General features: G+C 65.2%; 15 protein-coding genes. 11 read left to right on the top strand and 4 right to left on the bottom strand.

From position 1 onward, the window contains the following. Positions 1–18: 18 nt before the first annotated feature. A complete protein-coding gene (locus BG83_RS0115140) occupies positions 19–477 on the bottom strand; it encodes a (2Fe-2S)-binding protein (RefSeq protein WP_004631388.1) in 459 nt (152 codons plus the stop codon). 626 nt (positions 478–1,103) lie between these two features. Here BG83_RS0115140 and leuA point away from each other — a divergent pair. The 4 genes from leuA (at position 1,104) to BG83_RS0115120 (ending at position 5,556) form a co-directional block, all read left to right on the top strand. After that, positions 1,104–2,816 (top strand): 2-isopropylmalate synthase, encoded by a 1,713-nt coding sequence (leuA, locus tag BG83_RS0115135; RefSeq protein WP_024977541.1) that lies wholly within the window; start codon positions 1,104–1,106, stop codon positions 2,814–2,816. A gap of 127 nt (positions 2,817–2,943) precedes the next feature. Beyond that, positions 2,944–3,330, top strand: coding sequence for a four-helix bundle copper-binding protein (locus tag BG83_RS0115130; protein WP_024977540.1), 387 nt, complete (start codon positions 2,944–2,946; stop codon positions 3,328–3,330). A gap of 17 nt (positions 3,331–3,347) precedes the next feature. Continuing rightward, complete coding sequence (cadR, locus tag BG83_RS0115125) at positions 3,348–3,824, top strand: Cd(II)/Pb(II)-responsive transcriptional regulator (protein WP_024977539.1); 477 nt, start codon at positions 3,348–3,350, stop codon at positions 3,822–3,824. A 100-nt stretch (positions 3,825–3,924) separates the two neighbouring features. Then, complete coding sequence (locus BG83_RS0115120; RefSeq protein ID WP_024977538.1) at positions 3,925–5,556, top strand: DUF4139 domain-containing protein; 1,632 nt, start codon at positions 3,925–3,927, stop codon at positions 5,554–5,556. A gap of 27 nt (positions 5,557–5,583) precedes the next feature. Here the strand turns inward: BG83_RS0115120 and BG83_RS0115115 are convergent, their stop codons facing one another. Together BG83_RS0115115 and BG83_RS0115110 are read right to left on the bottom strand one after the other, a co-directional pair. Then, complete coding sequence (locus tag BG83_RS0115115; protein ID WP_024977537.1) at positions 5,584–8,001, bottom strand: heavy metal translocating P-type ATPase; 2,418 nt, start codon at positions 7,999–8,001, stop codon at positions 5,584–5,586. A 57-nt stretch (positions 8,002–8,058) separates the two neighbouring features. Further along, positions 8,059–8,607, bottom strand: a complete 549-nt coding sequence (locus tag BG83_RS0115110) for an RBBP9/YdeN family alpha/beta hydrolase (RefSeq protein ID WP_024977536.1) — start codon at positions 8,605–8,607, stop codon at positions 8,059–8,061. Between the two features lie 212 nt (positions 8,608–8,819). On the opposite strand from BG83_RS0115110, the gene BG83_RS0115105 reads away from it, so the two are divergent. The 7 genes from BG83_RS0115105 to BG83_RS0115075 all read left to right on the top strand — a co-directional run bounded on the left by BG83_RS0115105 (position 8,820) and on the right by BG83_RS0115075 (position 14,897). Then, positions 8,820–10,118, top strand: a complete 1,299-nt coding sequence (locus BG83_RS0115105) for a CitMHS family transporter (protein ID WP_024977535.1) — start codon at positions 8,820–8,822, stop codon at positions 10,116–10,118. Between the two features lie 4 nt (positions 10,119–10,122). Further along, positions 10,123–11,478 carry an acyclic terpene utilization AtuA family protein gene (locus BG83_RS0115100; RefSeq protein WP_024977534.1) on the top strand — a complete coding sequence of 452 codons (1,356 nt, stop codon included), beginning with the start codon at positions 10,123–10,125 and terminating at the stop codon, positions 11,476–11,478. Position 11,479: 1 nt separating this feature from the next. Beyond that, a complete protein-coding gene (locus tag BG83_RS0115095) occupies positions 11,480–11,800 on the top strand; it encodes a hypothetical protein (RefSeq protein WP_024977533.1) in 321 nt (106 codons plus the stop codon). 26 nt (positions 11,801–11,826) lie between these two features. Then, the gene (locus BG83_RS0115090; protein WP_024977532.1) at positions 11,827–12,726 is read left to right on the top strand and encodes a LysR family transcriptional regulator; all 900 of its coding nucleotides are present in this window, start codon (positions 11,827–11,829) and stop codon (positions 12,724–12,726) included. Between the two features lie 90 nt (positions 12,727–12,816). Beyond that, positions 12,817–13,284, top strand: a complete 468-nt coding sequence (locus BG83_RS0115085; protein WP_024977531.1) for a universal stress protein — start codon at positions 12,817–12,819, stop codon at positions 13,282–13,284. A gap of 115 nt (positions 13,285–13,399) precedes the next feature. Continuing rightward, positions 13,400–13,843, top strand: a complete 444-nt coding sequence (locus tag BG83_RS0115080) for a nuclear transport factor 2 family protein (protein ID WP_024977530.1) — start codon at positions 13,400–13,402, stop codon at positions 13,841–13,843. A gap of 49 nt (positions 13,844–13,892) precedes the next feature. After that, on the top strand, positions 13,893–14,897 hold the full coding sequence (locus tag BG83_RS0115075; RefSeq protein ID WP_024977529.1) for an NAD(P)H-dependent flavin oxidoreductase: 1,005 nt from the start codon (positions 13,893–13,895) through the stop codon (positions 14,895–14,897). 20 nt (positions 14,898–14,917) lie between these two features. On the opposite strand, the gene BG83_RS0115070 is transcribed toward BG83_RS0115075, so the two are convergent. Then, positions 14,918–15,454: a PadR family transcriptional regulator gene (locus BG83_RS0115070; protein ID WP_024977528.1), complete on the bottom strand. Its 537-nt coding sequence runs from the start codon at positions 15,452–15,454 to the stop codon at positions 14,918–14,920. Positions 15,455–15,734: the final 280 nt, after the last annotated feature.

Below are 15,734 nucleotides of genomic sequence, written 5' to 3'. Positions count from 1 at the left end.
TGAATTCTCCGGTGGGGCTCAGGCCAGCGATTTCGCTGCATCGTGAATGGCCGCGCGAATGCGTTGGTACGTCGCGCAGCGGCACAGGTTACCGGCCATCGCGCTATCGATATCGGCGTCGGTCGGCTTCTTCTTGGTGCGCAGCAAACCCACCGCGCTCATCATCTGGCCGCTCTGGCAGTAGCCGCATTGCGCCACATCGTGCTTGACCCACGCATCGAGCACGGCCTTGCCGACCTTGTCATCGGCGATGTGTTCAGACGTGGTGATCTGCTGGCCAGCCACCGCAGAGATCGGCAGCACGCAACTGCGCGTGGGCTGGCCGTTCAGGTGCACCGTGCAGGCGCCGCACGAGGCAACACCGCAACCGAACTTCGTGCCAGTCAGACCGAGGTTGTCGCGCAGCGCCCAGAGCAGCGGCGTCGACGGATCAGCATCAACTTCCACTGGTTTGCCGTTGATGTTCAACGTGACCATTGGGGGTTTCTCCTTGTGGGGCGTGAGGGAGTCTTGCCGTTATAGCCCCTTTGATATAGCGGGCTGGCGGCATGGACGGGGTGTATTAAAGCAGGTTCGGATGGGTTCTGCTGGCGCCCACGTCACATGGTTCCTAGCGGGTGGCACACGTTTTCGTCGGCACTGGACCCGGCGTTTCATCTGCCCCAAAAAACCGTCCAGAACCCGCCCAGCCAGCTTGACAACACCCCGCCTTCCCCATCAGTATCGTCGCATGCACTTCCAGCAGACCACCCTCCCAACCGCTCCTGCCCGCACCCTCTCGTGCGTGCGCGGTCTGCTATCCGCTTCTCTACTACGCGTGTAAGCGCGTAGATCTCTCTTCCCCCTCGTTCCGGTATTTGACCGGTCCGTGCCGTAACCGGCGACGGACCTTGTGTGTGGCGCAGTCTGTGCGCCGAATCGTTGGAGCCTCTCATGCCTGCCTCGATCCCGCTTTCGCTACGACTACCGATCGGTTGCCAGACCACGCGCCCGTGGCTGTCTGGCCGCCACATCCCAAACCCGATTCCGGCCACCCTGGACGCTGCCCGCGCGACCGTCCCCGTTGTACGAAACCGATCTCGATCTCCTAGGACGCACAGACCATGTTGAAGAACCCCAACACCAAATACCGCCCCTTCCCCGCCATCGCCCTCGCCGATCGCACCTGGCCCAACAAGACCATCACCCGTGCACCAATCTGGATGAGCACGGATTTGCGCGATGGCAACCAGGCCCTGTTTGAGCCAATGAACGCCGAGCGCAAGATGCGCATGTTCAAGATGCTCGTGCAGATCGGCTTCAAGGAAATCGAAGCCGCTTTCCCCGCCGCCTCCCAAACCGATTTTGATTTTGTGCGCGAGCTGATCGAGGGTGGACACATCCCCGACGGCGTTGCCATCGAAGTGCTCACGCAGGCGCGCGAAGACCTCATCCGCCGCACGATGGAATCGCTGCGCGGCGCCAAGCGCGCCATCATCCACGTCTACAACGCAACCGCGCCGGTGTTTCGCCGCACGGTGTTCAACACTGACCGCGAGGGCGTCAAGCGCATTGCCGTGCAAAGCGCCAAGCTGATCCGCGAGATTGCGGAAACGATGCCCGAGACGCAGTGGACGTACCAATACAGCCCGGAAGTGTTCAGCGGCACCGAACTGGATTTCGCGCTGGAGGTTTGCAACGCGGTAACCGAAGTATGGGAGCCGACGCCCGAGCACAAGATCATCTTCAACCTGCCGGCCACGGTGGAGATGGCTACGCCAAACATCTACGCCGACCAGATCGAATGGATGCACCGCAACCTGGCGCGTCGCGATTCAATCATCCTCTCCGTGCATCCGCACAATGACCGCGGTACGGCCGTGGCAGCGGCTGAACTGGCCGTGATGGCCGGTGCCGACCGCGTGGAAGGTTGCCTGTTCGGCAATGGCGAGCGCACCGGCAACGTGGATCTCGTCACGCTTGCGTTGAACCTGTACTCGCAGGGCGTGGATCCGGAGCTGGATTTCTCGCACATCAATGACGTGGCACGTACCTGCGAAGAGTGCACGCAACTGCCGGTGCATCCGCGTCATCCGTACGTGGGCGACTTGGTATTCACGGCGTTCTCGGGCTCGCACCAGGACGCAATCAAGAAGGGTTTTGCGGTGCAGAAGCCCGATGCACTGTGGGAAATGCCCTACCTGCCCATCGACCCGGCCGACGTGGGCCGCACGTATGACTCGATCATTCGCGTGAACAGCCAGTCGGGTAAGGGCGGCATCGCGTATCTGCTGGAATCCGGCTATGGCGTTGCCATGCCGCGCCGACTGCAGGTGGAATTCAGCAGCACCGTGCAACAGCTGACCGATGAGAGCGGCCGCGAAGCCACGGGCGCCGACATCTGGGCGCTGTTCCAGCAGACCTATCTGCGCGGCGACGGCGCGATCGGCTACGTATCGCACCGCCTGACCGAGCGCGATGACGGCAGCCAGCACATCCGTCTGGTGGTCAACATTGACGACCACGAGCACATCTGCGAAGGCACCGGCAACGGGCCGCTGGACGCGCTGGTGCATGCGCTGTCGCACGTGCTGGCGGCCCCCGTGTCGATCCACCATTACGAGGAACGCGCGCTGGGCCAGGGTGCCAATGCCGATGCCATCGCATTTGCAGAAATGGCCGCGCCGGGCGTGGCGGGCAGCGTATTCGGCGTGGGCGTGGATGCCAACCTGACAACGGCATCGATTCGCGCCGTGGTGGGCGGCGTCAATCGCCTGATCGCACGGGCCGGTAACGGCATGCTGCGCAGCGGCAAAAGCGAGGCGCAAGCGGTGTAACGCACAAGTCGGGCTCACGCTGTGGAGCGCGAGTTGCTAAATTGGAGAGATGGGTCTCGGGCCCTGCCCGGGCTCATCCCTTCCCAAGCGCGCCAGCGTGCACATCCACTGCCACAGGAGAACCGACATGACCACTCGTCCGACCGCGAAAGAGAATGCCAAGCGTTTTGCCAGTGTGATCCAGGCGCTGCAGGCATGCGAGGCCGCTTGCACTCATTGCGCGACGGAATGCAGCAAGAATGGCCACGCCGAAGCCATGGCCCGCTGCATCAGCTTGTGCACGGATTGCGCGGAATACTGCGCCCTCACGCGCAAATTCCTTGAGCGCAACAGTGAATTCGCAGAGCTGCTGCTGGAAGACTGCGCCGAGATCTGCTCTCAATGCGCGGAAGAATGCGATCATCACGGCCAAGGCCATTGCAGCGCCTGTGCAACTGCCTGCCGCGCCTGCCTGGACGCCTGCCTGAAAGTCGCGGGCGTTGAAGCGGTCACTGCCGAGCCGACTGTTTTCTGATTCTTTTTTCAACGCGTATGAAAATTGGCGAACTCGCCCAGCGCACGGGCATCAGCATCGAGACCATCCGCTTCTACGAAGCCCAGGGCCTGCTGCCCCCGCCGGCGCGCGCCGCCAACAATTACCGCGTCTACACGCCCGAGCATGTCGAGCTGCTGGCCTTCATTGCGAAGTGTCGGTCGCTCGACATGGCACACACGGAAATCCGCCGCTTGCTCGAGTTGCAGGCCAATCCGCAGGCCTCGTGCGAAGAGATCAACAACCTGCTGGACGAACACCTGCGTCACGTTGAAGCGCGCATCGCCGAGCTGACCGATCTCAAAGGCCAGATCGAGGCGATCGGGCAACGCTGCACGACGGCCGCATCGGTGGCTGAGTGCGGCGTGCTGCAATCGCTGCACGAAGAGCCCGTCGCCGCCAATCATCACGGCCTCAGCCACGAACATGGCGAGGGCGAACACGCGCACCGGCATATTCGCGGCGTGCATCGCTGAGCTGTCTTTTCCCATGCCGGGCACATCACTTTGACGTGCGCTTTGACGTGCGCTTTGACGTGCGATACTCGCCGCATTTCACGACACGTGGGTGAGGCGGATGAAGACGAAACCGGCTGCAGCGGCACGATTCCAGCATCGACAACGCGCAGCCTGCGCGGCGCTTGGCGCGATTGCGTCTGCCGCGGCTGTCACGGCGCAGGCAGCGACGCCTTCGCGCATCACAGATGTCACGTTGTATCCGGATAGCGCCACCGTCGTGCGCACGGCCACGGTGGCCGCAGGCGCCCGCACCGTAGAACTGACCTGCCTGCCGATGACATTCGACGCAGACAGCCTGCGTGTGGAAAGCGACAGCAGCATCCGCGTGGGCGATGTGCGCGTGGAGAGCATTCCCAGCGAAGGCAGCGGCTGCGCCAGAACTGCACTGGACACACAAATCCGCACGCTTGAAGACCAGCGCGCCGCGCTTGGCGTGCAGATCCAGGCGAATGCACTGTCAGCCAGCTATCTGAAAGCCGTGAGCGAACGCACGGGCGGCGATGGCCGCGCACCGGCCACGGATTTTTCCACGCTCGGCCGCGCGACCGACGCACTGGCACGCAACGCGCAAGACATCTTTACCCGCCAGGAACAACTGAAGAAGCGCGATGCCGAATTGAAGGCGCAGCTCGACGCGCTGCAACGCACACACGGCTCGGCATCCAGCACGCTGCGCACGGTGCGCATTGCGGTGGCGGCACCGCGCGGCGGTGAGTTGCGCGTCAGCTATCAGACCTCGCGTGCAGGCTGGCGTCCGGCGTATCAGGCGAGTGTGGATTCTGTGCGCTCGAATGTCGTTGTCGAGCGGCAGGCCACGCTTGCGCAATCCACCGGCGAAGACTGGCGCGGCGTGCATCTGCGCCTGTCAACGGGCCAGCCGCGCAACACTCCGCGCGGGCCGGAACCGTACGCGTGGCAATTGGATATTCAACCGCCGCCGCAGGCGATGCCCTACCCCGCTGCACCTGCAGCGGCGATGGCGCCAGCGCCTAAGGCCAGATTCAGCCGGAACAATGAGCAACGCGAGGCCGATGGCGAACCGCTGTTCGAAGTGAACGCCGTCCAGACCGCGTTTGCCACCGAGTTCGATGTGCCGGGCGCAGCCGAACTGCCATCCGACGCGCAGAAGATCACCCTCACGCTGGCCAGCGAAACGCTGCCCGCCAAACTGGCGGCACGCAGCACCCCGCGCATGGATACCACTGCGTACCTCGTTGCGACGGTGGACCGCCCAGAGGGCATCTGGCCCGCAGGCAACATGCAGTTGCGCCGCGATGGCGCGGTAGTTGGCAGCACACAGTGGAATCCGGCTGGCGAGGACCAGAAGGTCACGCTGCCCTTCGGCCGTGACGATCTCGTGAACGTAGTGGTGGAAACGCCGAAGACCTTCCAGCGAAGCGTGGGCCTGCTCGACAACCGCAACGAGCGCCAGCTGGCGGCGCTCTACACGGTGCGCAACCGGCACCGTGACGCGATCGACGTGCAGATCCTGGAAGCTACGCCGGTCAGCCAGTCCGACGACATCAAGGTGCGCTCCACCTTCTCGCCGGAGCCCGCCAAGCGCAACTGGGAACGCCGCCGCGGCGTGATCGCATGGGAGCAGACGATCCCGGCCGGCGAAAGCGCGCGCTTTTCGGCCGACTACCTGATCACCTACCCGAAAGACGCGCGCATCACCGGCTTGCGCTGATCGCGTTGCCCCGCGCGCGCCGGCAAATCAGGCGCGCGTGCGCATCACCCGCAGGCCGTTGAACACCACCAGCAGGCTTGCGCCCACATCGGCGAAGATCGCCATCCACAGCGTCGCGTCGCCCATCACGGCCAGCGCCAGAAACACCGCCTTGATGCCCAGCGCCAGCACAATGTTCTGACGCAGCACGGCCACCGTGCGACGGCTGATGCGGATGAAGCTGGCGAGCTTGCGCGGGTCGTCGTCCATGATGGCCACGTCGGCCGCTTCCAGCGCGGTGGCGGTACCGGCGGCGCCCATGGCGAAGCCGATATCGGCACGCGCAAGTGCCGGGGCATCGTTGATGCCGTCGCCGACCATGCCGACGAAGCCGTGTTGTGCGGCCAGCTCGCCCACCACGCGTTGCTTGTCGACGGGGAGCTGCTCTGCGTGCACGTTGTCGATGCCGACCGTCTTGGCGATGGCCCGTGCGGCGCGGCGGTCGTCGCCGGTGAGCATGACGGGCGTCACGTCCAGTGCGCGCAATGCGGCGATGGCTTCGGCGCTTTCGGCGCGCTCGCGGTCACGCACGCCGAACAGCGCCACGACACCGTTCGCATCGCACAGCGTGACAGCGGACATGCCCACCGCTTGCAACGACTCGGCAGCAGCACGCCAGGCCGACGTGTCGAAGCCACGCTCTGCGACAAGCGCCGCGTTGCCAAGATGCCAGCGCACACCGTTGAGCGTGCCCGCCACGCCACGGCCCGGCAGCACCGACAGGTCTTCCACCGCATTCGCATCGACCGCACCGTGCGCCGCAGCGGCCTGCACGATGGCCACGGCAATCGGGTGCGTGGTGTTGGCATCCAACGCTGCGGCCACTGCCAGCGCATGCAACTGCGTGGCGTCGGGTGCGGCGTTCAGATCTGCGACGGCGCGGCGTGTGCCGTCGGGCAACATCACCGTATCCAACACCGGGCGGCCGGCGGTGAGCGTGCCGGTCTTGTCCAGCGCCAGCGCGCGCAGGCGCCGGCCGCTTTCCAGATACACACCGCCCTTCACGACGATGCCGCGGCGCGCAGCAGCGGCCAGGCCACTGACCACCGTGACCGGGGTGGAGATCACCAGCGCGCACGGGCAGGCGATCACCAGCAGCACCAGCGCGCGATACGTCCACGCCAGCCAACCGTCGGCCGTGACCAGCGGGCCAATAACGGCCACCGCGAGCGCCAACAACATCATTGCGGGCGTGTAGATCGAAGAGAACTTGTCGACAAAGCGCTGCGTGGGCGCGCGCTGCGATTGCGCTTGCTGGATGGCCCCGGCGATACGCGCGAGCGTGCTGTCCGCAGCCACCGCCGTGGCTTGCGCCTCGACCACGCCGTCGGTCACGATGGTGCCGGCGAGAATGGTGTCCCCAACGGCTTTTTCCACCGGCAGGCTTTCCCCCGTGACGGGCGATTCGTCCAGCGCCGCGCGACCGCTGACGATGCGCGCGTCGACAGGCACGCGGCTGCCGGTGCGCACACGCAGGCGCGCGCCAACGGCAACGGTGTCGACAGCCACTTCGCGCCAGCCGCCCGCGCCATCGGCCAACTCCGCGGTGTCTGGCGCGATGGCGGTGAGAGCGCGCACAGCGTCGCGAGCACGCACCAGCGCGCGCGCTTCAATGGCTTCTGCCACGGCAAACAGAAAGATCACCATGGCGGCTTCGGCCCACTTGCCGATCAGCAGCGCGCCGATGACGGCCACCGCCATCAGGAAGTTGATATTGAACGTGAGCGCGCGCAAGGCAATCCAGCCCTTGCGCAGCGTCGGCCCACCCGCCAACGCGATGGAGGCAAGCGCCAGCGCCAGCACAGGCCAGGCGTGATCGCCAAGCGACCAGGCGATGGCCTCCGCCCCGAACGCGGTCACGCCGCCGATACCGAGCAGCCACGTCCGGCGCGAGATGCGGGCCGGTTCCGCAGGTGCTGCGGCCAGGCGATCGTGCTGTTCAAGCACCTCGCCATCCATGCCGATGGCACGCAGCGCCTCCAGGAAGGGCGCCACATCGTCAACGGTGTGGTGGATGGTGAGATGACGCTCCAGCAAGTTGAAATCCAGCGCGACAACGCCGTCGGCGCTGCCGAGCTTGGCGCGGATCATGCGCTCTTCAGTCGGGCAATCCATCTGCTCGATGCGCACGACGGTGCGGCCAGTGGCGGCTGCGCGTGCCTCGACATCGACGGGGGCCGCGGCTTCGGGCGCGTGATCATGATCATGATCGTCGTGGTCGTGGTCGTGGTCGTGACCGTGACCGTGACCGTGACCGTGACCGTGATGATCGTGGCCATGATCATGCGCATGTTGGGCGGCGTCCCTTGCGACCGGTTGCGCATGACCGCAGCAACCGCCACAGCCAGAGGCTTCCGGCGTGGCGTGGTCGTCGACAGGCAGGGTGGAGGCGAGATCGGGTTTCATGCCTCCATTCAAAACCCTGAAGAAGCTTCAGGGTCAAGCCCCCCCATTCCGCTGATTTCAGATGAGATCCTTCATCCACTTGGCGACGATGGCGCGGGCTTCCGGCCAGTCACCGAGACCCGATTCGGCATTGATATGGCCGCGCGCGCCCAGGTTGACGGGCTCCGCACCCCACGTTTCGGCTTGGCTGTGGCTCCACGCTGCGTCGCTGAACGGGTCGTCGGTGCTGAAGACGAGCACAGCGGGAAATGGCAAACGCTGTTGCGGAATGGGCCTGAAGTCGGCCAGCTCCGGCGGCATGTCGGCGCGATCGAGCTGCGGCGGAGCAACCAGCAAGGCCCCGCGCACCCGCACAGCACGAGCCGACGTGGCCGCCCAATGCGCCGTCAGCACGCAGCCCAGGCTGTGCGCCACCAAAATGACGTCGCCGGGCGCCGCGCTGACTTCGGCTTCCAGCGCGGCCACCCAATCCGCACGCTTGGGGGCAAACCAGTCGCGCTGTTCGACACGGCGATCACCATGCAGGCGTTCCCAGCGCGATTGCCAATGCTCGGGTCCGGAGTTCTGCCAGCCGGGGAGGATCAGGACGGTCGGGGTAGCGCTCACGGTGTCTCCGGCAGGGATGGGTGGAATTGGGGATGCGAGACATTCTGCCGGGATTTGGTGCGCGGCGTCGGCGGCACTGATCGGCGAATCCGCACAATCGATCCAAATATTCTGTTTCACAGGCAGATCACCAACTTCTACAGTCGCTCCTAAATCCCGCCAACAGGGATTCCGAATCCTAGGGTCCATCGACCCCTCACTCGGAGGAGACCATGCTCGCACTGCTCGGGCTGCTGACCATCGTTGCGCTGTTTGTCGTCATCCTGACCAAACGCATGTCGCCGCTGGTCGCGCTCATCGCCATTCCCGTCATCGCCGCGCTTGTGGGCGGCTTCGGGCTCAACACCAGCAAGTTCATCATCGGCGGCATCAAGGACGTCGCGCCCGTGGCGGGGATGTTCATCTTCGCCATCCTGTATTTCGGCATCGTCACCGACGCCGGCATGCTGGACCCGATCATCGACCGCATCCTGCGCACCGTGGGCAGCCGCCCGCCGCGCATCGTGGTGGGCTCGGCGCTGCTGGCGCTGCTCATTCACCTGGATGGCTCGGGCGCGGTGGCGTTTCTGATCACCATTCCCGCCATGCTGCCGCTGTACGACCGGCTCGGCATGGACCGCCGCATCCTTGCGTGCGTGACGTCGATGGCGTGCGGCGTGAACTTCCTGCCGTGGACGGGGCCGATGATCCGCGCATCCGCATCGCTGCATATGCCCGTCACGGACATCTTCAATCCGTTGATTCCAGTGCAGATTGCGGGGCTCGTTTTCGTGTTCGCGTGCGCATGGCTGCTGGGCAAGCATGAGGAAAAACGCCTGGGCTTGGCCAACCACGCCGGCGGCGCGCAAGTCGTTGCGCGCCCGCTGTCGGACGCGGAACAAGCGCTGCGCCGCCCACGCAATTTCTGGATCAACCTCATCCTCACCGTCGTGGTGATGGGCGTGATGGTGAGCGGCAAGGTCGATCCGGTGGTGATGTTCATGCTGGGCGTGGTCGCCGCACTGCTGATCAACTACCCGAACGTCGACGAGCAACGCCAGCGGGTGGACGCCCACGCCAAGGCCGCCCTGATGATGGCGAGCATCCTGCTGGCGGCGGGGGTGTTCACCGGCATCATGAGCAAGTCGGGCATGCTCACGGCAATGGCGAAGACGGCGGTCGATTTCATTCCGCCCGGCATGGCGCACCACATTCCGGTGGTGCTGGGCGTGTTGTCGATGCCGCTGTCGCTGCTGTTCGATCCGGATTCGTTCTACTTCGGTGTGCTGCCCGTTGTAGCCGAAGCATCGAAGATGCTGGGGGTTGCGCCGGTGCATGTGGCGCAGGCCGCCGTGCTCGGCCAGATGACCACCGGCTTCCCCGTCAGCCCGCTCACACCCGCCACCTTTCTCGTGGTCGGCCTGTGCGGTATCGAGCTGGCGGACCACCAGAAATTCTCGATCCCCTTCCTGTTCGGTGCCTCGCTGCTGATGACCGCAGTGGCCGTGGTGCTGGGCGTGCTTCCATGGTGATGGCATGAAGACCGAGTTGAAGACATTCCGCATCGGCGGCGGCGCCGGTTATTCGGGCGACCGCATCGAACCGGCGCTGGAACTGGCAGAGCACGGCGACATCGACGTGCTGATGTTCGAATGCCTGGCCGAGCGCACCATCGCGCTCGCGCAGCAGGTGCGCCGCAAAGACCCATCGCACGGCTACGACCCGCTGCTCGAAGCGCGCATGCGCGCCGTGCTGCCCGCCTGCGCGGCCCGCGGCATCCGCATCGTCACCAACATGGGCGCGGCCAACCCGCAGGCGGCTGCCGAGCGTACGCGCGACATCGCACGCGAGCTGGGCCTCAAGCTGCGCGTGGCGGCCGTCACCGGCGACGATGTGTTCGATCTGCTGCAGGCCCGCGGCCAGGATTTCACGCTGATGGATGGCGGCGCACCGGTCGCATCGCTGCAGGCACGCATGGTGTCGGCCAATGCGTACCTCGGCGCGCAGGGCATTGTCGATGCGCTGGCGCAAGGCGCGGACATCGTCATCACCGGGCGCGTGGCCGATCCGGCGCTCGCGCTCGGGCCGCTCATCCATGCGTTTGGATGGCGCATGGACGACTGGCATCGCCTGGGCTGCGGCACGCTCGCCGGGCATCTGCTCGAATGCGCGGGGCAAATCACCGGCGGCTACTTTGCCGACCCCGGCATCAAGGACGTACCCGACCTCGCACGTCTGGGCTTCCCCATTGGCGAAGTCGGTGAAGACGGCTCGGTGCTCATCACCAAGGTCGCCACGGCCGGCGGCCTCGTCACCGAAGCCACATGCAAGGAGCAGTTGCTGTACGAGATCCATGACCCGGCGCGGTACCTGACACCTGACGTGGTGGCGGACTTCTCCAACGTGCGCATGCACGGCGGCGGCAAAGACCGCGTCGTCATTGAAGGCGCCACCGGCACACCACGCACGGGCCAGTTGAAGGTGTCGATCGGCTATCTCGACAGCTACATCGGCGAAGGCCAGATCAGCTATGCCGGCCCGAACGCGGTCGCCCGCGGCAAGCTGGCACTCGACATCGTGCGCGAGCGATTGGCGCTCACCGGCGTGCAGATGACGGAAACGCGCTTTGAACTGATCGGCGTGGATGCACTGCATGGCGCTGCCCTTTCCCGCACCGATGCCGAACCGTATGAAGTGCGCGTGCGCGTGGCCGCGCGCACCGAGTCGATGGCCGAAGCCGTACGCATCGGCAACGAAGTGGAAACCCTGCTGACGTGCGGCCCGTCCGGCGGCGGAGGCGCGACCAAGAGCGCGCGCGAGATCATCGCCGTCGCATCGACGTTGATTCCCGCTGACCTCGCACCGCACGCCGTGCACATTCTGGAGAGCTGACATGCCCCGCACCCTCCGCGACCTCGCCCACACCCGCGCCGGCGACAAGGGCGACATCTCGTGCATCTCCGTCATCGCGCTTCGTCCGGAATGCACGGAAGAATTTGCCTTGCTTGAACAACACGTCACGGCCGAGCGCGTGCGCGCGCATTTCGCTGACCTTGTTCGCGGCGATGTCGAGCGCTACGTGCTGTCGCAGCTTGGCGCGCTCAACTTCGTGCTCCACGGTGCCCTGGCCGGCGGCGTGACGCGATCCCTGGCGCTGGATGCGCATGGCAAGTCGCTCGCAAGCGCGCTGCTCACGCTGGAGATTCCAGGCTAAGCTGGCGCACCACGCCCGGCATCGCCATGAACCTCTCCGTCAAGCAGCTCCGCGCCTTTGCCGCGCTGCGCGAGCACAAGAACTTCACGCAGGCGGCACAGACGTGCCACTTGTCGCAATCGGCCTTCAGCGCGCTGATCCAGAACCTGGAGGCCGACGCCGGCGTGCGCCTGTTCGACCGCAACACGCGCCATGTTGAACTGACCCCGGAGGGCGAAGCCTTTGCCGAATCGGCGCTGCGCCTGCTGGCTGATTTCGAGGCGACATTCTCGGAGTTGCGCGATCGCGCCGCCGCACGCACGGGGCGCGTGACGGTGGCCGCCTTGCCGTCGATCGCGGCGGGCATTCTGCCGGGCGTGCTGGCCGCGTTCTCTGCCCAGCATCCGGGCATTCAACTGGCGCTGCACGATCAACTCTCGGACCCGTGCATCGACATGGTCCGGCGCGGCGCGGCGGACTTCGCCATCGCGGCCATGGGCGCCGACATGGCGGGTCTGGCCGCACAACCGTTCTGCACCGACGACTTCCACCTCGTCTGTCACCAGGATCACCCGCTGGCGCGCAAGCAGGCGCTGGCCGTGGGCGATCTCGTCGATACGCCGTTCATCCACCTCGCGCGCAACACGAGCATCCGGCAATACCTCGATGCGGCGTTGCACCCGACCAAGCTGCGCAGCGGCATGGAAGTCGAACACCTGGCCACGGCGGCTGCGCTGGTGGCGGCCAACCTGGGCATCACCGTCATTCCCGCGCTGGCGCTGTTCCAGTTCCGCCTGCCAGAGCTGGTGGTGCGGCCGCTGCCCCTGCCGGGGCTGGTGCGCACGCTGTATGTCATCCGGCGCGACGGACGCAGCCTGTCGGTGGCGGCGCAAGGGCTGCTGGACTTGCTGCTGGCGCACCCCGCGCGCACGACAGCGCCCGTTTGATGCGACGCAACCCGGGCACATCCGGGGTGCAGCATCGCCCACCTGCGCTGCTACAGTGACGCATTCCATTCCGATTCTGCGGAGCGCCCCATGCATCAACGCATTCTTGCCGCTTTCGACGGCACCCATGAAGCCCACCTGGCGGTGGAAGAAGCCGCCGCCCTTGCCCGTGCATTCAACGGCCGGGTCCGGGTCGTCTGGGCGATCGGATCGCCGGCCATGCCGGAGTCGCGCGAAATCTACAGCGTCGACAAGTTGCGCGAAGAGGCGCACCGGACGGCCAGCGCATCGCTGGTCGAATTGCAGCGCCTGTTCGACGCCGACGGCACCGCTGCTGAAACCGGCGTGCTGATGCTCGACTCCACCGACGACGACATCGGCCACGCGCTCGAGCACGAGGCCGAGCGCTGGCAGGCCGACACCATCGTGGTGGGCTCGCACGGCAAGCACGGGCTCGCGCGCCTTCTGCTGGGCAGCGTGGCCGAGCGCACGGCGCGCCTGTCGCACCGCACCGTCATCGTGGTACGCGCCCAGCACCCGGACCACGCTGCCGGCTGATCTTGTCTGAAGTCGAATAGCCCCACTATGCAACTTGTTGCATAGAAAAACGCGGCTGTGCTATGTTGCGTCCCACGTTGATGCAATCCGTTGCACTTTCTGCTCAGGAGCCAGCATGCCGCAGCCGATTCCCCAGACATTGAACGCCCCCGCGCAAGCCACGCTCGAGGCCTGGCATGCCATGCTCGACAGCGGCAACATGGACGATCTCGACCGGCTGTTCGCCGACGACGTGGTCTTCCGCTCACCCGTGGCGCATACGCCCTACCCGGGCCGCACGGCGACCACGCTGGTGCTGCGCACCGTCAACACCGTCTTTGAAGACTTCGAATACCACCGCAGCTTCGCCACCGACGACGGCGCCAGCGTGGTGCTGGAATTCAGCGCCAACGTGAGCGGCAAGGCGCTCAAGGGCATCGACATGGTGCGCTTCAACGCTGAAGGCAAGATCGTCGAGTTCGAAGTCATGGTCCGCCCCGCCACCGGCTTGCAGGCACTCGGCGCTGCCATGGGTGCAAAGCTGGGCGACAAGATCGGCATGCTCAAGGCCGGCGCCTGAATACCCATCCCCCAATTCCGAATTCCAACCAAAACCAACGGAGACTGCCATGTCGCTGCCCCCGATCCTGCAAAACCGCCTGTCCGTGCCCGTGGTGGGCTCGCCGCTGTTCATCATTTCCAACCCCGACCTCGTGATCGCGCAGTGCAAGGCGGGCGTGGTCGGCTCGTTCCCGGCGCTCAACGCACGGCCGGCCGAGCTGCTGGAAACCTGGCTGCAGCGCATCACGACGGAGCTGGCCGAATACGACGCGCAGCACCCCGACAAACCATCGGCACCGTTTGCCGTTAACCAGATCGTGCACAAGTCGAACGACCGTCTGGAGCACGACCTGGCGCTGTGCGTGAAGTACAAGGTGCCCATCGTCATCACCTCGCTGGGCGCGCGTGAAGATGTGAACCAGGCGGTGCACAGCTACGGCGGCATCGTCCTGCACGATGTCATCAACAATAAATTTGCGAAGAAGGCGATCGAGAAAGGCGCGGATGGCCTGATCGCGGTGGCGGCGGGCGCGGGCGGCCATGCGGGCACGACCTCACCTTTTGCGCTGATCCACGAGATACGCGAATGGTTTGACGGCCCGCTACTGCTGTCGGGCGCCATCGCCAACGGCAATGCGATCCTGGCGGCATTGGCAGCCGGTGCGGACCTGGCCTATGTCGGATCCGCGTTCATCGCCACCGAAGAAGCCAACGCGATCGAGGGCTACAAGCAAGCGATCGTGGAAAGCACCGCCAGCGATATCGTCTATACGAACCTGTTCACTGGCGTGCACGGCAACTACCTGCGCAAGAGCATCGAAGGCGCCGGCCTGGACCCAGACGCGCTGCCGGAATCGGACCCAAGCAAGATGAACTTCGGCTCGGGCGGCGGCGCAAAGGCCAAGGCATGGAAGGACATCTGGGGCGCCGGCCAGGGCGTGGGCGCAGTCAAGCGCGTGGTGCCGGCGGCAGAACTCGTCAAGCGCTTTGCCGAAGAGTTCGAGGTAGCCCGCCGTCGCCTGAACAATATCGAAGCCCTGCGCGCTCCGGCGGGTGACAAGACGACGGTGTAAGCAGTTAGGCCTTCAGGCCATCAGGCCGTCACAGGGGCTGGCTCCAGCAACGGCAGCACATCGTCTGCCCACGCGAGCCAGCCTTCTTCGTAAACGATGCCGCGCTGAAGCACCGCGTGCTGCAACTGCTGCGCACGTGTGAGATCAGCCCGCGAAAAATCGCGCTTCTCGATCTCGCGGAAGGTGTTCAGGCGCGTGCGGTGCTGCTCGATCAGACGCTGCATCTCGTCGGCAAAACCGAGGGGGCCGATCACCGCTTCGGCACGCAGCTTCACCAGCACTTCCTCACGGTTGTCCGACGACACGGTCGGCTCCAGCACCCAGCGTGCGAGTTCGTCCCGGCCGGGCGGCAACACGGTGTACGTCTTCTTGCGGCTGTCCTCCTCTTCTTCCACGCTCACCCAGCCAGCCTCGGCCATGCGGCCAAGCTCGCGGTAGATCTGCTGATGCGTGGCGCTCCAAAAATAGCCCATCGACTTGTCAAAGCGTCGAGCAAGCTCGTAGCCCGACGAGGGCTTTTCCAGCAGGGATGTCAGCAGTGCGTGTTGGATGGACATGGTGGAGTTTTTTTTGTAAGCCGTTGATTCTAAATGCAGAGCGCCCCTCAGGTGGAAGATTTTTTCCCACCAGATCAGGGCTTTCCTTGGTAATAAAATCAATGACTTGCCACGGCGTTTTGAACGCTGATTGCGCCCCCGCTCACGCTCGTGCTCTTCGCACGGATAGGACGTATTTGGCAGTCCCTCGCCACCAACGTTAGTGCAACGTTCCCACTTGGCAGGCCCCTGCGGCCGTATTACGTGCATCCGGCAGCCACGTGAGCAAAGCCCGGCGTTA

Origin of the sequence: Ralstonia pickettii (assembly GCF_000607165.1) — a bacterium.
GTDB lineage: Bacteria > Pseudomonadota > Gammaproteobacteria > Burkholderiales > Burkholderiaceae > Ralstonia > Ralstonia holmesii.
The sequence above is the reverse complement of the archived record's forward strand: the minus strand, read 5'-3'. Positions and strand labels throughout refer to the sequence as shown.